The sequence below is a fragment of the Shewanella yunxiaonensis genome (genome assembly GCF_018223345.1).
Taxonomy (GTDB): Bacteria; Pseudomonadota; Gammaproteobacteria; order Enterobacterales; family Shewanellaceae; genus Shewanella; species Shewanella yunxiaonensis.
On sequence record NZ_CP073587.1, the window covers coordinates 1921240 to 1944892 of the forward strand.

21 protein-coding genes and 1 tRNA gene are annotated in these 23653 nt (G+C 46.1%); 9 read left to right on the forward strand and 13 right to left on the reverse strand.

What is annotated here, in order from left to right; translation table 11 throughout:
* Window positions 1-79: 79 nt before the first annotated feature.
* From KDN34_RS08815 to astE, 7 genes are all read right to left on the reverse strand, one after another.
* Window positions 80-167: transfer RNA gene (locus tag KDN34_RS08815), tRNA-Ser, on the reverse strand.
* 166 nt (window positions 168-333) lie between these two features.
* Window positions 334-2313, reverse strand: a complete 1980-nt coding sequence (locus KDN34_RS08820) for a methyl-accepting chemotaxis protein (protein ID WP_212596586.1) — start codon at window positions 2311-2313, stop codon at window positions 334-336.
* A gap of 139 nt (window positions 2314-2452) precedes the next feature.
* Window positions 2453-3520 (reverse strand): quinolinate synthase NadA, encoded by a 1068-nt coding sequence (nadA, locus tag KDN34_RS08825; protein WP_212593451.1) that lies wholly within the window; start codon window positions 3518-3520, stop codon window positions 2453-2455.
* 144 nt (window positions 3521-3664) lie between these two features.
* Window positions 3665-5206 (reverse strand): dihydrolipoyllysine-residue acetyltransferase, encoded by a 1542-nt coding sequence (locus tag KDN34_RS08830; protein ID WP_212593452.1) that lies wholly within the window; start codon window positions 5204-5206, stop codon window positions 3665-3667.
* Window positions 5207-5215: 9 nt separating this feature from the next.
* Entirely contained in the window at window positions 5216-6193 is a 978-nt protein-coding gene (locus KDN34_RS08835; protein WP_212593453.1) for an alpha-ketoacid dehydrogenase subunit beta, read from the reverse strand.
* Window positions 6194-6195: 2 nt separating this feature from the next.
* Window positions 6196-7374 carry a thiamine pyrophosphate-dependent dehydrogenase E1 component subunit alpha gene (locus KDN34_RS08840; RefSeq protein WP_212593454.1) on the reverse strand — a complete coding sequence of 393 codons (1179 nt, stop codon included), beginning with the start codon at window positions 7372-7374 and terminating at the stop codon, window positions 6196-6198.
* Between the two features lie 154 nt (window positions 7375-7528).
* Complete coding sequence (astE, locus tag KDN34_RS08845; protein WP_212593455.1) at window positions 7529-8557, reverse strand: succinylglutamate desuccinylase; 1029 nt, start codon at window positions 8555-8557, stop codon at window positions 7529-7531.
* 151 nt (window positions 8558-8708) lie between these two features.
* On the opposite strand from astE, the gene msrA reads away from it, so the two are divergent.
* Window positions 8709-9188, forward strand: a complete 480-nt coding sequence (gene msrA / locus KDN34_RS08850; RefSeq protein WP_212593456.1) for a peptide-methionine (S)-S-oxide reductase MsrA — start codon at window positions 8709-8711, stop codon at window positions 9186-9188.
* 87 nt (window positions 9189-9275) lie between these two features.
* On the opposite strand, the gene pgm is transcribed toward msrA, so the two are convergent.
* A complete protein-coding gene (gene pgm, locus KDN34_RS08855; protein ID WP_212593457.1) occupies window positions 9276-10928 on the reverse strand; it encodes a phosphoglucomutase (alpha-D-glucose-1,6-bisphosphate-dependent) in 1653 nt (550 codons plus the stop codon).
* A 36-nt stretch (window positions 10929-10964) separates the two neighbouring features.
* Window positions 10965-11519, reverse strand: a complete 555-nt coding sequence (seqA, locus tag KDN34_RS08860; protein WP_212593458.1) for a replication initiation negative regulator SeqA — start codon at window positions 11517-11519, stop codon at window positions 10965-10967.
* A gap of 292 nt (window positions 11520-11811) precedes the next feature.
* Between seqA and KDN34_RS08865 the strand changes: the two genes are divergently transcribed.
* The 5 genes from KDN34_RS08865 (at window position 11812) to efp (ending at window position 15515) form a co-directional block, all read left to right on the forward strand.
* Window positions 11812-12594 carry an alpha/beta fold hydrolase gene (locus tag KDN34_RS08865; protein WP_212593459.1) on the forward strand — a complete coding sequence of 261 codons (783 nt, stop codon included), beginning with the start codon at window positions 11812-11814 and terminating at the stop codon, window positions 12592-12594.
* A 227-nt stretch (window positions 12595-12821) separates the two neighbouring features.
* On the forward strand, window positions 12822-13100 hold the full coding sequence (gene ybfE, locus KDN34_RS08870; protein ID WP_212593460.1) for a LexA regulated protein: 279 nt from the start codon (window positions 12822-12824) through the stop codon (window positions 13098-13100).
* Window positions 13101-13156: 56 nt separating this feature from the next.
* Window positions 13157-13684: a flavodoxin FldA gene (gene fldA, locus KDN34_RS08875; protein ID WP_212593461.1), complete on the forward strand. Its 528-nt coding sequence runs from the start codon at window positions 13157-13159 to the stop codon at window positions 13682-13684.
* Window positions 13685-13744: 60 nt separating this feature from the next.
* The gene (gene earP, locus KDN34_RS08880) at window positions 13745-14905 is read left to right on the forward strand and encodes an elongation factor P maturation arginine rhamnosyltransferase EarP (protein WP_212593462.1); all 1161 of its coding nucleotides are present in this window, start codon (window positions 13745-13747) and stop codon (window positions 14903-14905) included.
* Window positions 14906-14951: 46 nt separating this feature from the next.
* Window positions 14952-15515: an elongation factor P gene (efp, locus tag KDN34_RS08885; protein WP_212593463.1), complete on the forward strand. Its 564-nt coding sequence runs from the start codon at window positions 14952-14954 to the stop codon at window positions 15513-15515.
* A gap of 92 nt (window positions 15516-15607) precedes the next feature.
* Here efp and KDN34_RS08890 read toward each other — a convergent pair whose 3' ends face one another.
* Entirely contained in the window at window positions 15608-16990 is a 1383-nt protein-coding gene (locus KDN34_RS08890; protein WP_212593464.1) for a Na+/H+ antiporter NhaC family protein, read from the reverse strand.
* Between the two features lie 535 nt (window positions 16991-17525).
* Between KDN34_RS08890 and KDN34_RS08895 the strand changes: the two genes are divergently transcribed.
* The 3 genes from KDN34_RS08895 to KDN34_RS08905 all read left to right on the forward strand — a co-directional run bounded on the left by KDN34_RS08895 (window position 17526) and on the right by KDN34_RS08905 (window position 20790).
* Window positions 17526-18740, forward strand: a complete 1215-nt coding sequence (locus tag KDN34_RS08895) for a pyridoxal phosphate-dependent aminotransferase (protein WP_212593465.1) — start codon at window positions 17526-17528, stop codon at window positions 18738-18740.
* A gap of 115 nt (window positions 18741-18855) precedes the next feature.
* Entirely contained in the window at window positions 18856-19443 is a 588-nt protein-coding gene (gene yfbR, locus KDN34_RS08900) for a 5'-deoxynucleotidase (RefSeq protein WP_212593466.1), read from the forward strand.
* A gap of 15 nt (window positions 19444-19458) precedes the next feature.
* Window positions 19459-20790, forward strand: a complete 1332-nt coding sequence (locus tag KDN34_RS08905; RefSeq protein ID WP_212593467.1) for an anti-phage deoxyguanosine triphosphatase — start codon at window positions 19459-19461, stop codon at window positions 20788-20790.
* 45 nt (window positions 20791-20835) lie between these two features.
* Here KDN34_RS08905 and KDN34_RS08910 read toward each other — a convergent pair whose 3' ends face one another.
* From KDN34_RS08910 to KDN34_RS08920, 3 genes are all read right to left on the reverse strand, one after another.
* The gene (locus tag KDN34_RS08910; RefSeq protein WP_212593468.1) at window positions 20836-22062 is read right to left on the reverse strand and encodes an RNA-guided endonuclease InsQ/TnpB family protein; all 1227 of its coding nucleotides are present in this window, start codon (window positions 22060-22062) and stop codon (window positions 20836-20838) included.
* Between the two features lie 210 nt (window positions 22063-22272).
* Entirely contained in the window at window positions 22273-22905 is a 633-nt protein-coding gene (locus KDN34_RS08915) for a YchE family NAAT transporter (RefSeq protein WP_212593469.1), read from the reverse strand.
* 201 nt (window positions 22906-23106) lie between these two features.
* Window positions 23107-23652 carry a DUF2058 domain-containing protein gene (locus KDN34_RS08920; RefSeq protein WP_212593470.1) on the reverse strand — a complete coding sequence of 182 codons (546 nt, stop codon included), beginning with the start codon at window positions 23650-23652 and terminating at the stop codon, window positions 23107-23109.
* Window position 23653 lies beyond the last annotated feature (1 nt).

The window sequence follows — 23653 nt, forward strand, 5'->3', positions numbered from 1 at the left end:
CTGTGGGGGAAATGAATTAGTTGGCGCAATAAAAAACAAAACGGGAACCAGTAAGCTACTGATTCCCGTCTATTAAATATGGCGGTGAAGGAGGGAGTCGAACCCTCGATACGTTTCCGTATACACACTTTCCAGGCGTGCTCCTTCGGCCACTCGGACACCTCACCACAGGATGTTTTATAGATGTTCATCCAACATCGCATTGGCAAATAGTCACGGCTGACTAGCTTGCCAACGGAGCGGTACTTTACGCAAAAGCATTTCGAGGGTCAAGCGAAAATCTAAAGCATAGTGTTATCTGGGCAATTGCTGAGCAAGTAGCTGATTTTAATCTTATGACACCTTAAATCTGCTAACTTCTTTACTCATTTTTTCGGCTTCATCAACCAGCATAACGTTAAGTTCTCGAAACTCTTCAGCGATCTGTTGCGTGTTCCGATAGATATCACTGATTTTCATTGCATTACGATTCACTTCTTCGGCTACCACTGATTGTTGATGGGTCGCAGCAGCAATTTGCTCATTCATACTTTCAATCAAATCGACATGGGTTACGATCTTATGTAACTCCCTCCCCGCCTGTTGCGCTTCGAGCACACTATCGCTAGCCATTGTCTGACCTTTAGAAATTGCATTAAGTGCTTTAACCGCACCAACTTTGAGGCGTTCAATCATTCCGCGAATATCTTCGGTTGAAGATTGGGAACGCTGAGCGAGATTTCTGACTTCATCGGCAACTACCGCAAAGCCACGCCCCATATCCCCGGCTCTGGCCGCTTCAATTGCTGCATTAAGTGCCAACAAGTTAGTTTGTTCCGCAATGCCGTTAATGACCTCCAGCACACTTACAATACCATGGATATCACCATCTAGCTGCCTGAAAGCCGAGGCGGCGTCTTCAATTTCTTCCGCTAAATCTGACATCGCTTTGGCGGTTTTGAGTACTTCCTCATTACCCTTTTTAGCTTCTTGTGAAGCATTACGGCTGGCGTCTGATACCTGTACGGCATTGTTGGCAATCTCTTGAACGGTAGAACTCATCTGCGTCATAGCAGACGCGACTTGTTCAGTTTCACTGGAGCCGGCGGCGACATCTCCATTAATCTGCGTAGAATGCTCGTCAAGTTTATCCACTACATGTCGTAGTGTTTTACTACTTGCCCGCACATTCGTAATAATTCGTTCGAAATCTGACATCATTTCGTTAAATGCGACAGCTACGGTGCCTAATTCATCGGTGCTTTTAAGATGGATACGCAACCTAAGATCAAAATCTTTTCTTGCCGTTGTCATTCCTTGATGGATTTTGCTCAGTCCTGAGCTAATTGCTTTTTGTATTGAAAAGGAAATGAATCCTGCGGTAATGACACCGGAGATAATCACGATAGCCAATATCCAACTTTCATTGAGTAATTTTTGATGTAATGCTTCTGTATTGCTGATCATCTTGTCCGATAGCATTTTTTCAAAATTACGCATGAGTTCGATACGTTTTGTCGAAGCGGTAAACCATGCTTCGGGCGATTGTGTACTGATTTCCTGCTTATTCTGGCTAAGGGCTATTGCTCGGAATTTATCTACTTCAGCGATAGCCGGTTGTTGTAGCAACGTTTGATAATCTGCCAAGGTGGAACTGTCTGTAAGTGCCATAAAACGCTTTTGGAAACTATTCTGTTCTGCAACTAACGTGACAAATCGGGTAAAAGCACTTTCTTTAAACCCCGGTTGACCAAAAGTAGAACTGAGGATTGCCCGCTCAATACCCGCGCGCTCTTTCATTTGCAGGTATGCCGAGAATGCGGCCACATCCACTGCGATTTTTTTATCACTTCCCGCTTTCACCGTGTCATCAACGATAGAAAGCAGTAGTGCATTTAGCTGTGTGTAATAGGCAACTTCATCGGCGACACTGATGGTGAGGGAGGATACGTCACGGCGAATACTGGATAATTTATCCAATTGTGAGGTCGCTTTGCGAAGTTCATCAACAAAACTTGGTGGCAGACTGTGCTCTCTGACGAATGTACGAAAAACACTCAATTGGCTATCAGTCAGTTTTTGTTGCGAAGGTAAAGTATCTGAGAACGCCTGACCTTTTGCGCCAATAAACCCAGCGCTCATGCCGCGTTCTTTTTGCAGCTCATGAACCAGATCGCTGTTCACTTTGGCCAGTTTGCTGAGTGCAATCACATCGCTTGCACTCGCTGCCTGAGACAAAAACTGATAAACCAAGACGCAACCGAATATGGTCGCAAATAAAAACGAAGGAATAATGACGAGAAGAAATTTCAGTCGAAGCGGAAGGTTGCCAATCCATTGCCAAACATAAACGTTCCTCTGGGCTTTTTATACTGTCACAGTGACATTAAATTCAGTATAGCCAGCTTTAGCTTTATACAAGTTCATTTGTAAAAATACCCGGATTATCCGGGTATTATGTCATTTCTTAATTTCAGGCATTACCCTTAACTTGCAACTTTAGTTGGGTCGCAAATTCGAGCATACGCGTCAGTGGTATTAATGCTTTTTCCCGTAACGTTTCATCAACGTAAATTTGGTGTTGTGCTGGTTGTATATTTTCTAGCGCGTTTGCAATTGCCTTAAGACCGTTCATCGCCATCCAAGGGCAATGTGCGCAACTGCGGCAAGTGGCCCCTTGACCGCCGGTGGGCGCCTCAATCAGCAGTTTTCCAGGCACTGCCTGCTGCATTTTGTAAAATATGCCCTTGTCGGTAGCTACGATGAAAGTTGAATTTGGCAGGGACTGTGAGGCTTTGATTAACTGACTGGTTGAGCCAACTGCGTCAGCCAGTTCGACCACACTGGCCGGAGACTCTGGATGCACCAGAATAGCGGCGTCAGGATATTGTATTTTCAGTTCCCGCAACGCTTTGGCCTTAAATTCATCGTGCACCACACACTCACCTTGCCACAATAGCATGTCAGCGCCGGTCTGCTTTTGAATGTAGCTACCAAGATGACGATCCGGTCCCCAGATGATCTTTTTACCCAGGCTATCCAGATGCTCAACGACTTCCAGCGCAATGCTTGATGTCACCACCCAATCTGCCCGAGCTTTTACCGCAGCAGAGGTGTTCGCATAAACGACTACCGTGTGTTCAGGATGCGCATCGCAAAAGGCACTGAAATCATTGACCGGACACCCCACATCTAATGAGCACGTGGCGTCTAGTGTCGGCATCAACACAGTCTTCTCCGGGCTGAGGATCTTTGCTGTCTCCCCCATGAATTTGACCCCGGCCACAATCAAGGTTTTGGCCTGATGTTCTTTGCCAAAGCGCGCCATTTCCAACGAGTCAGCAACGCAACCACCGGTTTCTTCCGCCAGCGCCTGAATTTCAGGGTCGGTGTAATAATGGGCAACCAACACTGCATCTTTTTGCTTTAATAACTGTTTGATATGTGCGCGAAAACTCGACTTTTCTGCGTCAGTCAAGGCCACAGGCTTAGGAGGAAATGGATATTGATATGAAACGGTATTTACGGCTGACCTTTGCATAACAGACAACTGGACGACAAATCGTTTGGTAAGTATACGGAAAATGACAGCATTTCGTAACTATTTTGTGACATTACGCGGGATATCCAGACCAAAGTTGTCACTATACACCAGTAAAAAGCCCCTAAAAGGGGCTTTAATCGCTTACTTCATCGCTAACAACATTTCCTGAGGTTGCTCAAGATACTGCTTCCATAAATTACAGAAGCGCGCAATAGTCCCACCATCGATTACACGGTGATCGCCAGACCAACTCACCTGCATAATCTTGCGGGCTTCGACCTCGCTTTTAGCATTAAAACGCGGCAGGATCTGCAACTTACCGAGCGCAACAATAGCCACCTCTGGCTTGTTGATTAGCGGCGTTGCGACGGTACCGCCAAGCGCACCGATATTAGAAATTGAGATGGTGCCATCTTTCAGATCTGCCGGCGCGACTCGACCACTTCTGGCAGCATCTGTGAGTCGGGTAATTTCGGCAGCGATTTCTAATATGGATTTAGCCTGCACATCCTTAACATTCGGCACCAATAAGCCCACTTTAGAATCCACCGCCATCCCAATATTGTGGCGCGCAAGATACGTGAGCTCCGTGCAATCCGCATTTACCCGACTGTTGACTACCGGGAATTGCGTCAATGCCAACGACAAGGCTTTCATAAAAAATGGCATCATGGTCAGTTTCAGCGTATCAGAAGCGTATTTCTGCTTTAGCTGCTCTCTTAACGCAACTAAATCGGTGATATCCAGTTCTTCACAATACGTAAAATGGGGAATAGTTGATACTGAGTCCATCATCTGTCGTGCCATCACCGCCTGTACGCCTTTGATTGGGACAACCTTATCCGCTACTGATGTTGACACGGTAACCGGCGTCACGACCGGGGCAGGCTCAATAACCGCTGACGGGCTCGATACTGAAGCATTTTTTACATAGCGTTCAATATCTTCTTTATATACTCGACCATGCTTACCGCTGCCGGGGACATCGGCGATATTTACATCAAGACTGCGAGCCAAGCGGCGGACTGCTGGGCTGGCCAGCGCTTTGCCCTGTTCTACTGGCGTCGTGACCACATTGCTCGCCTCGTTGGCGGTAGACGCTGCCTCAACAACCGTTTCTGCAACAGCACCTTCCGCATCAGTTTCAATAGCAAACAACGGGGCGTGTACCTTAGCCACTTGCCCTTTGTCATAATAAAGTTTTACGACTTTCCCTGCCTTGATTGACGGGATCTGGACCAGCGCTTTATCGGTCATCACATCGCAGATCGGTTGATCTTCTTCAATCAGATCCCCTTCTGCGACTAACCAATCCACCAGTTCACATTCGACGATTCCTTCACCAATATCAGGTAACAGAAAATCTTCTACGAGCTTACCGCGACTTGCGGGCATGGCTTTTGGTTCTGAGGGTTTTGTCGCCACTGCCTCAGTAAAACCTCCTTCATCCATCGTTACCGCATACAACGGTGAATGTACTTTGGCGACTTCGCCCTTAGCGTAATAAAGCTTAGCGATTACACCAGAAAATGGCGCAGGGATCTGCACCAAAGCCTTATCGGTCATGACTTCGCAAACCGGCTGATCTTCTTCGACCCGCTCGCCTTCGGCTACGAGCCATTCCATCAGTTCACACTCAACGACACCTTCGCCGATATCTGGCAGAATAAAATCCTTAATCATGCGCGACTCCTAGAAATTCACCGAGGCTTTGATAGCTTCAAAGGTTTTTAGCGCATCCGGCATATATTCCTTCTCATGGATCAATGGGTATGGCGTATCCAGACCACAGACACGGGCGATTGGGGATTCCAGATACAAGAAACATTCCTGTTGGATAATGGCCGCAATTTCACCAGCGAATCCGCCGGTCAGTGGCGCTTCATGGTTTACGAGCAGTCGACCAGTCTTCCGTACCGATAATGCCACGGTTTCTACATCCCAGGGAGCTAAGGTGCGTAAATCAATCACTTCGCAATCTATACCTTCTTCCGCGGCCATGTCGGCTGCCTTTTCGATAGCGTCCATCTGGGCACCCCATGCCAGCAAGGTAATGTCCTTACCTTCGCGAACAACTTCCGCCTGACCTAGTGGTAGTTCATAGGCATCTTCTGGCACATCATTTACTGACGCCCGATACAATCGTTTCGGTTCAAAAAACACTACGGGATTAGGATCGTGAATGGCCGATAACAATAAGCCTTTAGCCTGATAAGCATTGCGAGGCACCACCACTTTAAGACCGGCAACCTGAGTAAAATACGCTTCTGGCGATTGTGAATGGTAATGACCACCGGCAATACCGCCACCATACGGGGTACGAAATGTCAGTCCGGCCACGTTGAATTGGTTACCACTGCGATAGCGAAACTTGGCGGATTCATTCACGATCTGGTCAAATGCTGGGAAAATGTAATCAGCAAATTGGATTTCGGCTACTGGTGTCATGCCATTAGATGCCAGACCGTTGGCAAAACCGGCGATCCCCTGTTCGGTTAAAGGCGTATTGAAACAGCGTTCTTTGCCAAATTTATCCTGCAACCCTGATGTAGCACGGAATACGCCACCAAAATGACCAACGTCTTCACCAAACACCAGCATCTTGTCATCGGCTGTCATTGCCAGCATCAGCGCGTTATTAATGGCTTGCAACATATTCATTTTAGCCATGCTTATAACCTCCCAGAGGTCTTGGGATAAGCTTTGGGATATTTGGCAACATGTGCTTTCAATTCTGCCAGTTGTTTTTTGAGGTTTGTGGTTGGCACATCGTAAACATCCTCAATCATCTCATCGAGCTTGGGTGATGGTACTTTTTCTGCCACTTTCAGCGCATCTAGCACTTCCTGTCTGTAACGGCTGTGAAGTTCTGTATCATCCTCTTCGGTGAGCCAGCCTTTGTTGATCAGCCACAATTTGAAACGTTTAACCGGATCGTGCTGCTGCCAACGTGCTTCTTCATCTTTAGAACGATAGCCTGACGGATCATCTGAAGAAGAGTGCGCCCCAAGGCGGTATGTCATAGCTTCGATTAATACCGGTTCACTATGTTCTATCGCCCAAGCTCGGGCTTGCTGGGTGGCAGCCAAAACCGCCAACATATCATTGCCATCAACCCGAATGGTATGCATGCCATAACCCAAACCGCGACTGGCAATACCATTGCCGGCATATTGCTCTTCGGTAGGGGTAGAAATGGCGTAACCATTGTTTCGACAGAAAAAGATTACCGGCACTTTATGGACAGAAGCCATATTCAAACCGGCGTGGAAATCGCCCTCTGATGCCGCACCCTCACCAAAATAACAGATGGCAACATTGCGTTTTCCCTGCATTTTTAACGAGTAACCGACACCGGATGCCTGGGGGATCTGCGTTGCTAATGGGGATGAAATGGTCTGAAAATGCAGTTGATTACTGCCGTAATGGATCGGCATTTGCCGACCTTTGCCCAGATCTTTTTCATTGCTGAACATCTGGTGCATAAACTGCTCAGTGGTGAACCCACGGTAACGTAATGCTGCATGTTCTCGGTATTGGGCCAGGATGATGTCTTCAGGATCGAGTGCTGCCGCACTGCCAATGACAGCAGCTTCTTCACCAGTACAAGTCATATAAAAACTGATACGTCCCTGACGCTGTGCAGCCAACATGCGTTCATCCAGCGTTCTGATAAATACACAGGCATCAAAAATTTTCCGCGACAGCGCTTCATCAATCTGGGGAAGCACGGCGTTTTCGAAGGTGGTGCCATCTGCTTGCAGTAGTTTCAGGATCGGAATAGTTAGTGAGTCCCGTTCGAGAAATGTTGCACGATGGACAACCTGTTGGGTAAACGTTGCGTTGCTCATGATGTGCTCTTTTATTTTGATTAGGCGGGCTTACTCCCGCCATTGATTTCTATGCTCGTCCAGCACACTAGGGTAACTTTAAGCGGCTGGCAATCTCTGTGATCTGGCTATCATCAACTTTGATTATTATGACGCGTATATCTAGCTTTACATATTACGCAAGCGTGATGGCATCATCGGCGATAACGCACAACGCGGCACGTTGGCCGATCGGTACCTGTGCATTAGGAAAGACTATCGCTTCGCCGGCATATTCTGCCGTTATTGGTTGATTGTTTTCGTAAGCTAACACCTCACCTTTGGCAAACTGAGTAAAATTTGGCAGATCGTTACTGAAGGCAAACGTAAAATCCGCAAAATGCTTGTTTAAAGAACGGCAAACGCGATATAGCACCAGGTTCTCAGGTTGATAGGTCAATGCCGGAAACTCACTCTCAGAAATCACCCGAATCAACATCTCACGGGTGGCGGCGAGCTGAGACAAATCGTTCTGCCCAAAAGGCATCACTTTACCCAGTTCGACCGTAAAGGCTTCAGCCTGATATTTCACAGATGAGGCATAACTGAAAGTGGTTGTGGCTTCATGATGCATTAAAAAAGCATCAACTCCGGCAGCATTTAAAAATGCGAGCTGCTGCTTTAAATGGGGTTTTTCGGGGCGAAACGGACAAATGGCAAATCGTTGATGGTGTGAACGACGAATCGCCGTATGCAGATCATAATGAAATCTTGAACGCCCACCAGACTGAAAGAAGCGTTGGACATAAGATTCTAACTTTGCGGCGCGTTGTCTTTCTTCATTAGTGGCAACACTTGGATTTGCATATTCGCCGTTAAACAACCGATTCAGGTTTTCGGTAACAAAACGCGTCCCCTCAATCATGGCGGGTGGATTGCCAAAAATAAACATCAGCCGTTGTTGCAGCACTATCTTCTGCTGGAGAATATCGTGAATTAATTGGTTACAGAGTTCAATCGGAGCGGTTTCATTTCCATGAATGCCACTTGAGAGCACGATATCTTCAGTCGGCACCGTTTGCAGCGGCGTAAACACCAATACCCCCGTATCCCAAAGTTCTACTCCGGTATGATCAGCTATAGCAGCTCGTTCCTCGGCCATAAATGCAGGGTTAGCAAGGGTCAGTTCCAGAAAATTCGCCTGTTGCAGAAGTTGCTGCAGCACGGTTTACTCCTTATTTAATGAAACCTTACGTACTGATAGTAACACAGCGACTAATCGCGAGTCGTTATGGCTTATTCTTAAAAGGCTATTGCAAGCTATTGCGTCATAGTAGATAATTTTTAGCCATCTAGACATCTAATAGAGTGTTATAATGGCGATTGCAACTTTTGGCGCTGGCTGCTTCTGGGGCGTCGAATATTTTTTCCGGCAAGTGCCCGGTGTACTCAATGCCACCAGTGGCTACATGGGCGGTGGTGATAAAGCAGTCACCTATGAGCAAGTGAAAAAAGGGACTACCGGTCATGCAGAGGTAGTTCAGGTCGAATATGACGCATCACAAGTCAGTTACGATGAGTTATTGCAGGTCTTCTGGAAAAACCACAACCCCACCAGCCTCAATAAGCAAGGTGCGGATATGGGGACACAGTATCGCAGTGTGGTGTTTTTCCATGATAAAGAACAGAAACAACTGGCAGAAGCCTCCAAATTGGCGCTGATGCGCAGTGGCAAATGGGGCATGCGTCAGATTGTCACCGAAATTGTGCCAGCACAAACCTTCCATAAAGCGGAAGACTATCATCAGGACTACATTCGCAAAAATGACCTGCCCAGTTGCCATATTGAATATTGATTATAAGATCAAATATTAATTGATATCCGGACATAAAAACGCACTCTAATGAGTGCGTTTTATGTTGCGATGGTTGAGCAGCAAGCATTAACCTTTTAACGCCTCTTTTATGATTTGTTGTGCTTCTGCCATTAAGCGATCCAGATGTTGCTCACTGACAAAACTTTCGGCATAAATTTTAAATAATGCTTCAGTGCCGGACGGCCTGGCCGCAAACCAACCATTGGCAGTCGTCACCTTAATACCGCCAATAGCCGCATTATTGCCAGGAGCATGGGTCAGTACCGCGGCTATTTTATCGCCAACGATAGTGTCTGCGCCCAGTGTATCTGCGTTCAAACTGCCAAACCGGGCTTTTTGTTTGGCATTAATCGGACTGTCAATGCGCCGGTAATAACAGCGACCGAATTCTGCCACTAACTCTTCATAGCGTTCGGCGGGCGTTTTGCCGGTAACCGCTATGATCTCCGCAGCAAGCAACCCTAAAATAATGCCGTCTTTGTCGGTACACCAGGTAGTGCCATCGCGTTTGAGGAAGGCTGCGCCAGCACTCTCTTCACCGCCAAAGGCGAAACTGGCATCTGCCAACCCATCAACGAACCATTTAAAGCCCACGGGAACTTCACATAACTGTCGTTGGTGTGACGCTACGATTTTGTCAATGAGCGCGCTGGATACCAGTGTCTTGCCTATCTTCAATGCTTCAGACCACTGCGGACGATGACTCAGAAGATAGTCGATGGCCACCGCTAGGTAATGGTTGGGATTCATCAAACCACTGCGCGGGCACACAATACCATGGCGGTCGTAGTCAGGGTCATTACCAATACACACATCAAATTCATCCTGATGTTTCAGCAACCCAGCCATCGCGTAGGGTGACGAACAATCCATACGGATTTTGCCGTCCTTGTCCAGCGGCATAAAGCCGAACGTCGGATCGACCTTATCGTTTACCAGGGTAATCTTTAAGCCGTAAGTTTTAGCGATATTTTCCCAATAAAAGATACCGGAACCACCTAAAGGATCGACACCGATATTCACCCCAGCTTTGGCGATGGCCTCCATATCAATTACTTCTTCCAACGCGGAAACATAAGGCGTGATCAGATCCTGTTGTTTGACCAACCCAATGGCGACTGCCGTGCCATAGTTAAGCTTTTTCACCCCTTCCAACTGGCACTTGAGATATTCATTCGCGCGTGACTCAATCCAACTGGTGACGGAACCTTCGGCCGGTCCGCCATGTGGCGGATTGTATTTAATGCCACCATCTTGGGGCGGATTGTGCGAAGGAGTGATGATGATACCATCACTCAGGGTCGGATCATCTTTGGCTTTGCCGAGATTTGCTGCCACGATTGCCTGGGAGACAACCGGCGTTGGCGTAAAACTTTCGTTTTGTTGCACTACCACTTGTACATCATTGGCCAGCAATACTTCCAGTGCTGAAATATAAGCGGCCTGCGATAGCGCATGCGTATCCATCCCCAAGAATAACGTGCCATTAATCTGTTGCTGCTGTCGATAATCAACCACAGCTTGGGTAATGGCCCAGATATGATTCTGATTGAAACTGCTGGCAAACGCTGAGCCTCTGTGGCCAGACGTACCGAAACTCACGCGTTGAGCTGGATTTTCAACATCAGGTATAAGCCGATAATAAAAACTCATCAGCTTGGGAATATTGACCAGATCATGCTGTTGTGCCGGTTTGCCCGCGCGTTCATGAATAGCCACGTTGCTCTCCTTGTCCGATTATCTTTGCTGCTAACTTTAAGCCTGGGGTAACGCTTCATCGGCAATGGTTTTAGCGCGAATAGCACCACAACCGAGTTTTTGCAGTGCTTCGAGTAAAATTGCGTGCTTCTTGCCAGTGTTATTATTAGTGGTTACCCAATAACCACTATTGCCAATCTCTTTGGGATTGGCAGACTGACTGGCGGCCAGTAAAGCTTCTTTTGATGTCGCAAAATACAGGCGGTCGCGCCCCTGTACCTGCAGTACCTTTTCAAACTGTTGCGGCATTTGCTGATAGAGTGCTTCAAGTACAAACAGAAACCGCCCAACGGCACCTTTCTGCGCTTCCAACATACTCGATGCGTAGAGCTGTTCAAAATTAATGGCTTCATTAACAGGTGGCAAATTATTGGGAATATATGACGATTCCATGCCTGGATGACTCACGGCTACTGGAGGTACCTCAGTCTCGAGACTCAGCGCATCCAATCCCAACAACCGTCGTAAGATATCTGATGCACTTTCACCGATACGTTCTGTTTTCCCGGCAATAAAGCGATAGAGTTCTTCGTCAACTTCAATGTATTTCATGCCTTAATTCCTGTGACTTATTAAAGATCGTGGCACTTAAGGCCGCGATCCACAGCGATCGTATGGTTCAAAAGTATGCCACAATCCCGATTTTGTAACACAGCAAATCGATGAAAAAACGTCGAAATACACATAGTTTTTATAGGGTAAGAATTTTCTGTTTGAAAAGCAGACAACTGTTGTTGTAAAAGTCATCAGCACTTGTATTGATGTGAGCTTTGCCGCAAAATTTTTGCTCCAAGATTAGCTTATTTCGGCAGGTTTTATTGAGTTCGCCGAAATCGGAGAAACAATGTTTTTTACAGAAAGTGGTAGCGGTGTTCCGGTAATTCTTATTCACGGTTTATTTGGTGATGGTGACAACCTCAAAGCGTTAGGACACGATCTGGAATCCAATTACCGGGTGCTTCGCGTAGACTGTCCCAATCATGGCCGCAGTGAACATCTGCCCGATATGAGTTATTCGGCTGTCGCCAAGATGCTGGTCGCATTACTTGATCAACTTCAGATTGAAAAGGCACACATAGTGGGCCATTCGATGGGCGGCAAGATTGCAATGGCTACGGCGCTATTGTTTCCGGAGAAGGTTTTATCCGTAGTCGCTGCAGATATCGCCCCTGTTGGCTATTCCAATCGACATGATACCGTGTTTGCCGCGATGAAAAGTTTGCCGCTTGATGCCAAAGATCGCCGAGTCGCGCTGCAACATTTATTAGATCACGGTGTTGATGAAGCCACTGCGCAATTTTTGCTGAAAAGTCTGCGGCGCAATGAAAGTGGCTTTGAGTGGAAACTGAATTTATCAGGACTTATTGATAATTACCCGTATATCATCGGCTGGTTTAACGATACAGCAAGTAAAGACTACCTTACCTTTGGCGGCCCGATCCTGTTTTTGCACAGTGCTGACCCAACATATGTTAACGCCAACTACCGGGAAGCGATTGTTAAACAGTTCCCACGCGCTGAATCGAAAGCCATAGAAGGCACCGGACATTGGTTACATGCGCAGAAACCAACGATATTCAACCGTCTGGTGCATGAGTTCCTTGATAAGCATGTTTCGGGACAGTAAAGCAAACGTCCTTATATAGCGACTGCGGGACCAATGTGCTATAGTCGCGCCTCTTTTATGCCCGATAGAGCATTCCTGTGATCTTAATGGAACCTCTGGCGACATTCATGGTCATTTCGGGTGACGAGATGCACATTTCGGTACCGGGCGACGGAATACAGGTTTTAGCAATAACTTCCAGCAAGTGGGTACGCGGACAGCGACGTCCGGTGAAAAGAACAATATAAATGGCAAAAGAATCATCTGACAGAACGACCATCGACCTTTTTGCCAGCGAGAAGCGTCGGGGCCGTCCGAGAAGTAATCCTCTTCCCAGAGAACAGCAATTACGGGTAAATAAACGTAATCAGGTGAAACGGGATAAGGAAAAAGGATTAAAACGAATTGAGTTAAAGGTGTCACAAGATTTATATGACGCCTTGAACGAAAAGGCTTCGGCCAGTAACATCAGCCGCAGTCAACTGATCGAACAAGTTTTGCAGCAAAGCATTGAAGATATTTGCTAACGGTACTCGGTCGGGATTGTATAACAAAATTAGATAGTTGAATTAAAGGAAAGACGATGGCAACTGTAGGTCTTTTTTTCGGAAGCGACACCGGTAACACCGAAGCTGTAGCCAAAATGATCCAGAAAAAACTGGGTGAAAAAATGGTTGAGGTGAAAGACATCGCCAAAAGTACCAAAGACGATATCGCCGCTTATGATCTGCTGATCCTCGGCATTCCCACCTGGTATTACGGTGAATCACAGTGTGACTGGGACGATTTTTTCCCAGAGTTGGAAAAAATCGATTTCACTGACAAACTGGTTGCGATCTTTGGTTGTGGCGATCAGGAAGACTACGCAGAATATTTTCTGGATGCCATGGGCACTTTGCGTGACATTATTGAACCCCGTGGCGCGATTATCATCGGCAACTGGCCCACTGAAGGTTATGAATTTGAAGCCTCGAAAGCATTAGTGGACGATAAACACTTTGTTGGCCTGGGTATTGATGAAGATCGTCAGCCAGAATTGACCGAAGAACGTGTAGATACTTGGGTTAAGCAGATTTACGACGAAATGTGTCTGGCCGAGTTAGAAGACTGATTCATCCCCTATTTAGAGAAAGGCGGCGACAATGCCGCCTTTTTTATAGGTAAATTACACATGCAATCCATTCAACGTCATTGGGATATCTTTTGTACCGTCGTCGATAACTATGGCGATATCGGTGTCACCTGGCGTCTGGCAAGACAACTGGCACACGAGTACAACTTGGATATCAATCTGTGGGTTGATGACCTGTTGAGCTTTGCCCATATTTTACCGGAACTCGATCCAACGGCACTGACTCAACAATTTTACGGGGTCACCGTCATTCATTGGACGCAACCATTACAGCAGCATTGGACTGCTGGCGCTGTGCTTATTGAGGCGTTTGCGTGTAAATTGCCTGATGAAATACAGCAACTATTGCCGCGACTGCCCTCGCCGCCTGTCTGGTTTAATCTCGAATATCTCAGTGCTGAATCCTGGATTGATGACTGTCACGGCCTTGGTTCGTCAGCGCTTCCCGGCGTAAAAAAGATTTTCTACTTTCCTGGCTTCACCGCGAAATCAGGTGGTTTGATTTGCGAGCAAGGGCTGTTTGATAAACGTGAACATTGGCAGCGACAGCCACAAACCAAGTTATCGTTGTCGCAATCTTATGGGCTGACCAACATCAACGCCGATGACATGGTGATCAGTCTATTTTGCTACGAAAACGCCGCACTGAATCATTTATTAGCACTATGGAGTGATAGCCCCGCCAAGCTACATCTGCTGGTTCCTCGTGGTAAGGGCTTGGCAACAGTAAAAACATGGCTTAGCACTCAAAGTGATGTATCGACATCAGAGCCCCGTAGTTATTTGGTCAAAAATCTTCATATTCATGAATTGCCCATGACAGATCAGCAGGGATATGACCAACTGCTTTGGAGTTGCGACTTCAATATCGTCCGTGGAGAAGATTCGTTTCTGCGAGCACAGTGGGCGGCGAAACCGTTTATCTGGCACATATATCCGCAGGAAGAAGATACCCATTTGATAAAATTGGATGCTTTTATGCGTCGTTATTGCCATAATCTCGCTCCAGCCGTGGCAGAAGATTGGCAACAGCTCAATCTCGCGTTTAATCAACAAGATGGCCCGGCAGTTTGCCGATACTGGCAAAAATTGGGTCTTGTCAATGGGGTGCTGTCGCAACATGCAAAACAATGGCCCGTTGACGCAATAAATGACGCAGATCTTGCAAACAGGCTAGTGAAAATGGCTAAAAACCGCTAAGATGCTGCGCTGAACTGAAAAACCGTGAAATATAGGAATCTACGTAATGAAAACTGCTCAGGAAATCCGCGCAGGTAACGTGATCATGGTTGATGGCAACCCTATGGTTGTACTGAAGACCGAATACAACAAATCTGGCCGTAACTCGGCAGTTTGTAAAATGAAACTGAAGAACCTGCTGTTAGGTTCAGGTACCGAAACTGTATTCAAAGCGGATGACAAACTGGATGATATCCAGTTAGAACGTCTGGAATGTACCTATTCTTACTTTGCCGACCCAATGTATGTTTTCATGGATGCTGAGTACAACCAGTACGACGTAGAAGCTGAGAACATGGGCGATGCTATCAACTTTATCGTCGACGGTATGGAAGAAGTTTGTCAGGTAACTTTCTATAACGGTAAAGCTATCTCTGTTGAACTGCCTACCACTATCGTACGTGAAGTTGGTTACACTGAACCTTCTGCCCGTGGTGATACTACTGGTAAAGTAATGAAGCCAGCCAAACTGATCGGTACCGACATGGAGATCATGGTTGCAGACTTCGTTAAAGAAGGCGACAAAATCGAAATCGATACCCGTACCGGCGAATTCAAGAAGCGCGTGTAATCGGTATTGAAAATAAAAAAGCCAGCAATTTGCTGGCTTTTTTATTTGGTGAATCCGGAGAGGTCCAAGTGAACCGCTCGACTGAATTCAAATCAGGCGATTAGAATAAATCCGAAAAACGCGATTACCGCGGCTATTAATGCATAAGGCAACTGGGTGACAGCATGGCTCACCAAATTACAGCCAGAACCTTGTGCAGCAAGCACAGTCGAATCTGAATAGAAACACGCCTGACTGCCAAATGAAGCTGCCGATAGCAATGCCCCTACTACAAGCGGAATATCTGCGCCAACAGATTTTGCCAGTGGCATAACAATCGGAATCGTTACTGCAAAAATTCCCCAACTCGACCCCGTTGCGAAGGCCAGGATCGCCATGGCAACAAACACCAGAGCAGGCAACATCTGCGCCGTCATGTAAGGACTCAGCACCTCAATGACATACTGTGGCAACATCAACTGATCGCAGACGTCTTTAAAAACAAAAGCCGCGATCACTGTGCCTATGGCTGGTAGCATACTTTTAAAACCATCAATCATCTGATCCATCATCTCTGCGAAAGGCATCAGGCGTTGAATGGCATAATAAGGAATGGTAACCACCAATGTTGCCAGCAACCCTTTCCAGACATCAATATCGAAATAAACAGTAAATGCGACCAACAGCAGCATCGGCACTAAAAAGTTGTGCAATTGTCCCTGTTTATCCGCATGTTTGAATTCCGCTTCCAGTGCTCTCACCGCATAATCGTCTGAAGTTAAAACTTCATCGACTTTCGCTTGTTCTTGGGTCGGCATTCCGGTTTTGGCAGCAAGTTCTGCTTTTTTCATTGGACCAATAGCAGGCACAATGCCGGCGGACACCAATAACACCATCAACACCGCCAGCCAGGCGTAAAGCATGTAGGGAATAGCTTGCATATACACATTTATCCCCTCACCTTTGGCCGCGACACCATTGTCAACCAACAAGCCGCCAAAGAATACGGCCCAGGTAGACACAGGGACAATCACACACACTGGCGCTGCGGTTGAGTCAACAATATACGCCAGCATTTCGCGGGATATTTTAAACCTGTCGGTTACTCGCTTCATGGTCTCACCCACAGTTAACGCATTCAGGTAATCATCAATAAAGATGACAATCCCTAATACAAACGTCATCAGCAAGGATGAGCGTGGACCTTTGGCAAAACGCATGGCATTTCTTCCGAAGGCCAAAGCGCCACCGGTACGCACAAGTAACGCGATTAAAGCACCGAAACTACCACATACTAATATCAGCCAACCGATGGTTTCATCGGCCATGACTTTGAGTGATGCATCTGCAAAGCTGTTTAGCACCTCTGCCGGGTTAATTAGTACTAAGCCGGTTACCGCTCCGATAATTAACGCCAAAATTGGACGTCGCAGCAAAATGGCACAAACCAACACCACAATAGGTGGGATTAGACTTAACGCTGTCGGTTCAGACATGCACTTAGGTCCTCAAATTTAAAGGGCCGCAAGGCCAAATAGTTTAATGGTGCTTTGTTGTTATTCCGTTGCACCCGTTAACTGTCTGGTAGGTTATTCCTTGAGCAATTAAGCATCAGGACACCATCCCAATAACATCTGGCTGAAAATAAATCGCTTATGAACACTAGTCAACCAAATATCTATGCTTAACAACACAAGTGCTTAAGCTCTCGCTAACATTAACCACTTTACAAGTTAATTCAGTTCATTAACTGACCATACCATGCAATTTTAAATGGGGTACTGTTGGGTAATTATACGAGTTTAACGCATATAGATTTATTCATTGGCCTGACGGTTTATTAGTGGAAAATCTCCCCACATGAGAAAATGTCAGCACTATATTTTGCATCTATGAAATTATTTTGAAATTAGCGGATAAATCATCTGAAAAATATAGATATTTTTTTATTTACCTCTTTTTATATGCTTTGAAATTCGCTATTGTTCTCCGTCCAATCTATTTGTTTTAAGCCATCAGCTTCGAGGTAATATGCGGCCCGTAATAAAATCCCATAAACTGGACAGTGTTTGTTATGACATTCGTGGTCCAGTTCATAAGGAAGCCCGCCGCCTGGAAGATGAAGGTCACCGAATCCTCAAGCTCAATATCGGGAACCCAGCCGTTTTTGGTTTCGAAGCCCCCGAAGAAATTGTCCGTGATGTGATCCTGAACCTGCCATCTTCTCAGGGTTATTGTGAATCAAAAGGTCTGTTCTCCGCTCGTAAGGCGATTGTGCAGCATTATCAGTCCAAAGGTATTCACGGCGTGGATATCGAGGATGTTTATATCGGTAACGGTGTATCTGAGCTCATCATGATGTCTATGCAGGGTTTGCTAAACACTGAAGACGAAATACTGTTGCCCTCACCTGACTATCCTTTATGGACTGCGGCGGTGAATCTGGCGGGCGGCAAAGCTCGGCATTATATTTGTGATGAAGAAGCGGACTGGTTCCCGGATCTAGATGATATTCGCAGCAAAATCACCCCTCGCACACGTGGTATTGTAGTCATTAATCCTAACAACCCAACGGGTGCGGTTTATCCGAAAGAGCTTTTGTTAGAAATTGTAGAGATTTGCCGTGAGCATTCATTAATTCTGTTTGCCGATGAGATTTACGACAAAATTCTGTATGACGGTGTACAGCATACTCATGCTGCCAGCTTATCCGATGATATCCTGACCGTGACCTTTAATGGTCTTTCAAAAGCCTATCGTGCTGCGGGTTTCCGCGTCGGCTGGATGATGTTGTCTGGCAATCTCAAGGCGGCAAAAAGCTATATTGAAGGGCTAGAGATGCTGTCCTCAATGCGTCTTTGCGCCAACGTGCCTAATCAGCACGGTATCCAAACGGCATTAGGTGGTTATCAGAGTATTAATGAACTCACTGCGCCCGAAGGCCGGTTAACTTTACAGCGTGATACTTGTTACGATCTGCTGAATCAGATCCCTGGGGTAAGCTGTAAAAAACCTAAGGGAGCCATGTACGCGTTTCCGAAATTAGACGCTAAACGTTTTAGCATTCGTGACGACGAACGGCTAGTGCTCGATCTGTTAAGAGAGAAGAAAATACTATTAGTACAGGGAACCGCCTTTAACTGGGCAGAACCCGATCATTTACGAGTAGTATTCCTACCGTACAAAGAAGATCTACAACGCGCCTTGTTCGCCTTTGGAGATTTTCTCGGGCATTACCATCAGTAATCTGTCAAAGAAGCCGTGCCCGTCACGGCTTCTTATTATTGTCACCACGTCACTGCCATTCCCCTTGCGCTTGCGTTAAAGTACTTAAAAATTCAGTATCATCAAAGAGGATAAGATGAGTCATCTGTTTGCCCACCTCGCCAGGATGAAACTCATCCAGCGTTGGCCGCTGATGCACAATATTCGCCAAGAAAATGTACAGGAACATTCGCTGCAGGTTGCGATGGTAGCCCACGCGCTCGCCATTATCAGTAATCGTCTTTTTAATGGCGCTTACTCACCTGATCGCGCGGCAACGTTAGCCATCTTTCATGATGCCAGTGAGGTGCTGACCGGTGATTTACCCACGCCAGTGAAGTATTTCAACAAAGATATTGAAACTGAATACAAAAAAATTGAAGCCATTGCCGAAGAGCGACTGTTGCAGATGGTGCCGGCAATCTTTCGGGAAGATTATCAGGCATTATTTATCAGTGATGAAAATGAAGCCGATTATCGTAAATTGGTAAAATCGGCGGATACCTTGTGTGCTTATCTTAAATGTCTGGAAGAAAAGCATGCGGGCAACAGTGAATTTAATTCAGCGAAAAAACGTCTGGAAGAGATGCTGGATAATAATCCCGATCCGGCTGTACGTTATTTTCGTAAAGAATTTATCCCCAGTTTCACTCTCGATCTAGACCAGATCAATCAACTGTTATAAACAGGGACGCTATCAATGGAAACTAATCCTTGGCTAGAACGCAGAGAACAAGACCTTAGCCAACGACGAAATGATCATCGGTCACCTTATCAGCGAGACCGAGCTCGTATCATGCACTCGGCTGCATTTAGACGACTGCAGGCCAAAACCCAGGTTTTGGGTGTAGGCATGAACGACTTTTATCGCACTCGCCTCACTCACTCGCTGGAGGTGTCTCAGATAGGGACTGGTATTGCTGCGCAGCTTAAGCAGCGTTATCCAGAAATGGAGCGCTGGCTCGATTCTATGAGTCTGATTGAATCTTTATGTTTAGCTCATGATATTGGTCATCCACCTTATGGTCATGGTGGCGAAACCGCACTCAACTATATGATGCGAGATCATGGCGGTTTTGAAGGCAACGGCCAGACGTTTCGCATTCTGACCAAGTTAGAACCTTATACCGAACACTATGGTATGAACCTGACCCGTCGCACTTTGTTGGGGGTGATGAAATATCCAGCCCTGGCGGAATCGCTGAGAGCCAAGACAACTCAGGCAGCAGTGGTTAATTATCGACAACTGAAACCCAGTGAATGGCCACCGGTAAAAGCAATATTTAACGATGATTGTGCCGTGTTTAACTGGGTACTGGCGCCACTCACTGATCATGATCGTGCGGAATTTATTCGCAGCACAGAAACTGCGACAGGCAAACATCAGCGCACCCTCCACAAATCTTTTGACAGCACCATTATGGAACTGGCAGACGATATCGCCTATGCCGTTCATGATCTGGAAGATGCGATAGTGATGGGCATCGTCAACCGTGAACAGTGGCTAGAGTTTGTGTCTCCCAGGTTGTCCTGTTTGCAGGAGCCCTGGATAAAGGAGCAACTGGATAACATTGACGGTCGCCTATTTTCCAGCAAGCATTACCGCCGTAAAGATGCCATCGGCACACTGGTAAACGCCCTAGTCACCGCGATCTGTATCAAAGAAATCAATGGGTTTACTGAACCATTATTGCGCTATCAAGCAACGATTGAAGCGCCATATGATGAATTGCTAGAAATTCTCAAACAATTTGTACTGAAATATGTCGTGCGTAAGCCGGAGATTCAGATGCTGGAATACAAAGGACAGCAGATTGTCATGGAATTATTTGAAGCGCTGGCATCCGATCCACTGCGGCTATTACCATTCAATACCCAGGAGCGCTGGCAAGCAGCACAACAGCATGGCGGAAATAGCCTGCGAGTTATTGCGGATTATATTGCCGGAATGACGGATGAATTTGCAGCCCGACTGCATCAACAACTGTTCAGCCCTCGGGCAGCATCACTAATGGAATTTAGTCACCTGTGAACTACCCAGCGACACGCGAAGCGTGATCACTGGGCTTCGGTAGCGTTATGCTGCCGATTTTTCCTCAGATCCCGTACTTAACTTTGATAGTTCAAAGACTTTCGTTTTACCAAGTAATTTCTGCTGAGGCATGGGTTTAACCCTGACGATGGTTCCATTCGCCATTAAATCTCGTTCACCTGAGTTTCTGATACTGATGGAGGCTGAATAGTCTCGATCATTGTGTATACCACAATTAACGCAGGTGAAGGTTCTGTCTTTCAAGGTCAGCTTATGTCGGTGATTACATTCGCAACATATGCCTGTTGAGCGTTCGAATCTGCCTATCTCATGATGGATTTTACCTTCAAGCTCAACCTTGTACTTGGTTAAGTCGGAGATCAAGCCCATGATGTTGTCAGCCACCATCTGACCGTTGAATTTCTGCATTGCCTTTACGTTCAAATCTTCAAATACCACAATATCACTCGCATTGGTTATCTGTCGGGCTGTCTTGTGGGCAAAGTCTAATCGTTGTCTGGAGACTTTTCCGTGTAAAGTGTTGATGCGGTTTTTTGTTTTATTCCATCGGGCAGAGCCTTTCTTTCTTCTGGCTAACTGCCGCTGTAGGGTGTTTAGTTTTTCTTTAGATTGCTTGAGGAACTTAGGGTTGCTCACGGTCAACCCATTTGATCCAACCACTGTTTGTTTGGAGTTGATGTCATAGCCGACAATGGAACTAAGTACCTTTTTAGCCTCTTTGCACTCCACTTCCTGAGTAATGCTGCATTCCCATTTCCCATGTCTGAACTGAACGGTGACTGTCTTTATATTACTTACAAGTCTGCGATGAAGAACGATATCGACCCGCCCAATTTTAGGTAGGCTGATGGTGCCATTTTCTATTCTGATGCAGTTGGAGTTATTTACGGCTCTGAAGCTGTCATTATGAAGCTTTTTGATCTTGTAACTCACTTTGAACTTCGGGAATTTCTGGTGTGCGCCCTTAGACGTCCCATTTCTGAGTGCAGTATCTAAGTCGCGGGCAACTTGTTGAGCTGCTGCGGAGTCAAACGCCTTTACCCACGCAAACTCAGGGAGATTTTTAACTTGCTTAATATATGAGGTCATATCCTTGTAAAAAAGAAATGTGCCATCTTGTTCGTATTGGCGCTGATTTTCAGACAACAATAGGTTCCATAATCCACGGGAATAAGAGCCAAACTCAATGAGTTTAGCTTCCTGATCCGGTGTAGGCTTGAGGCGATAATTGTATCTGAGCGTCTTTTTCATATACTGGTATTATGTACAGTATATAGGGGTTGTCAACTATGGAATTCAGCACAAGTTAACATTGTAAGTGACTAATAATATTACATATTATTCTCGTTGTTAAATAGTGCTGACACGGTACGCAAGTACATTCAAGAACAGGGCTAGGCGATTCATCCCAGCGACAGCAGAGCTGATCACTGGGTTTTCTCGCCAACGTTATATAAATCACTAGCCTAGCAAACTTGGGAAAAGCCCTTTTAAGCCGGCGGCCATGACTTCAATACCGATGGACAACATCAGCAATCCCATTAGACGAGTAATGACGTTAATGCCGGTTTTACCCAACAGTTTGTTAATTGCGGTGGCCATACGAAACAAGGTAAAGCTGAGTAATCCAAACAACAACACTGTTACCGACATCGCCAGCACATTAAGAATGCCTTTGTGTTCAGCGGCAAAGACAATGACAGAACTGATGGCACCAGGACCTGCCATCAACGGTAAGGCTAATGGCACAACAGCAACGGAATCCATCATTGAGGCTTCGCGGTCTTCCTCTGGATTACGCTTAACTTCACTGAGTTTTCCTTGCAGCATCGACATAGCGATGATGGCAATCAAGGTGCCACCGGCAATACGAAATGCGGACAGTGAAATACTGAACATATTGAGGATCAGTTGGCCGGCGACAATAGTACTTAGCAAAATTATCACTACTGCAAAGTTAGCGACTTTAGCGGTTTGGTCACGTTCAGCGGCCGATTGATGGCTGGTAAGACTGACAAAGACGGGCAAGAGTCCGATAGGATTGATAATTGCCAATAAACCCAAAAAGAATTTCACGTAAAGAGTGAGTTCCACTTTGTTAACCCTTACAAGACACCAGAATAAGCCACCACGGCATTTCGAGGCGCATAATCTACTCCAGCTTGGGTTAATTACAAAATGAGATTTTTTGTAGTTTTTCCCTTAATTTCTTTATGGATAAATTCACTGGGAAAAGACGCACGATCTAGCAACAACATGCACTTAAACACACGGCTCCATGAGGAGCCGCCTTGATTACCACATCAGATCGTCTGGGATCACATAATCCGCATAGGGATCTTCATCATCATCTTTATTTGGTTGGTCTGCCTGCGACTGCCATAAATAACCCAGCCACTCTGGCACCAACATGTAAACGCGTTCCGCCAATTTATGGGGTACCAGGTAACTGTGCTCTTCGATTCGCACAATGCCGAGCTTTCCGTTCAATAACTGCTGCTGTTGTACATTATCAATGTACACGGAATAAATTTTATTAACTAAGGTGTAATTAAATTTAATATCACCTTCTTTAGCTAAGGTAATTGCCTGTTTTTTGACCTCATTAACCAGGCCTTTAACCAGACCTTTTTCGGTCGCTTCTGCAAAACGCTGTTCGTTTAAATCTTTATCACGCTTGGCCTGTTCGGCTTTTTGCGCTGCAACCTGTTGCTTCAGAGCTACGCTACCGTCATCGATATTAGACTTCCGATTGCGCTTTTTTTGTGTTTTTACATCTTTAACTTTTTGCTTATTCGTCAGGCCAGCTTTGAGTAACTGCTCCTGTAATGCATTTGCCATA

Excerpts from the sequence above, each read along its gene's own strand:
- nadA (WP_212593451.1), bottom strand. The coding sequence starts at position 3,520 with ATGCAAAGGTCAGCCGTAAATACCGTTTCATATCAATATCCATTTCCT.
- KDN34_RS08830 (WP_212593452.1), bottom strand. The coding sequence starts at position 5,206 with ATGATTAAGGATTTTATTCTGCCAGATATCGGCGAAGGTGTCGTTGAG.
- KDN34_RS08835 (WP_212593453.1), bottom strand. The coding sequence starts at position 6,193 with ATGGCTAAAATGAATATGTTGCAAGCCATTAATAACGCGCTGATGCTG.
- KDN34_RS08840 (WP_212593454.1), bottom strand. The coding sequence starts at position 7,374 with ATGAGCAACGCAACGTTTACCCAACAGGTTGTCCATCGTGCAACATTT.
- msrA (WP_212593456.1), top strand. The coding sequence starts at position 8,709 with ATGGCGATTGCAACTTTTGGCGCTGGCTGCTTCTGGGGCGTCGAATAT.
- seqA (WP_212593458.1), bottom strand. The coding sequence starts at position 11,519 with ATGAAATACATTGAAGTTGACGAAGAACTCTATCGCTTTATTGCCGGG.
- KDN34_RS08865 (WP_212593459.1), top strand. The coding sequence starts at position 11,812 with ATGTTTTTTACAGAAAGTGGTAGCGGTGTTCCGGTAATTCTTATTCAC.
- ybfE (WP_212593460.1), top strand. The coding sequence starts at position 12,822 with ATGGCAAAAGAATCATCTGACAGAACGACCATCGACCTTTTTGCCAGC.
- fldA (WP_212593461.1), top strand. The coding sequence starts at position 13,157 with ATGGCAACTGTAGGTCTTTTTTTCGGAAGCGACACCGGTAACACCGAA.
- earP (WP_212593462.1), top strand. The coding sequence starts at position 13,745 with ATGCAATCCATTCAACGTCATTGGGATATCTTTTGTACCGTCGTCGAT.
- efp (WP_212593463.1), top strand. The coding sequence starts at position 14,952 with ATGAAAACTGCTCAGGAAATCCGCGCAGGTAACGTGATCATGGTTGAT.
- KDN34_RS08890 (WP_212593464.1), bottom strand. The coding sequence starts at position 16,990 with ATGTCTGAACCGACAGCGTTAAGTCTAATCCCACCTATTGTGGTGTTG.
- KDN34_RS08895 (WP_212593465.1), top strand. The coding sequence starts at position 17,526 with ATGCGGCCCGTAATAAAATCCCATAAACTGGACAGTGTTTGTTATGAC.
- yfbR (WP_212593466.1), top strand. The coding sequence starts at position 18,856 with ATGAGTCATCTGTTTGCCCACCTCGCCAGGATGAAACTCATCCAGCGT.
- KDN34_RS08905 (WP_212593467.1), top strand. The coding sequence starts at position 19,459 with ATGGAAACTAATCCTTGGCTAGAACGCAGAGAACAAGACCTTAGCCAA.
- KDN34_RS08910 (WP_212593468.1), bottom strand. The coding sequence starts at position 22,062 with ATGAAAAAGACGCTCAGATACAATTATCGCCTCAAGCCTACACCGGAT.
- KDN34_RS08920 (WP_212593470.1), bottom strand. The coding sequence starts at position 23,652 with ATGGCAAATGCATTACAGGAGCAGTTACTCAAAGCTGGCCTGACGAAT.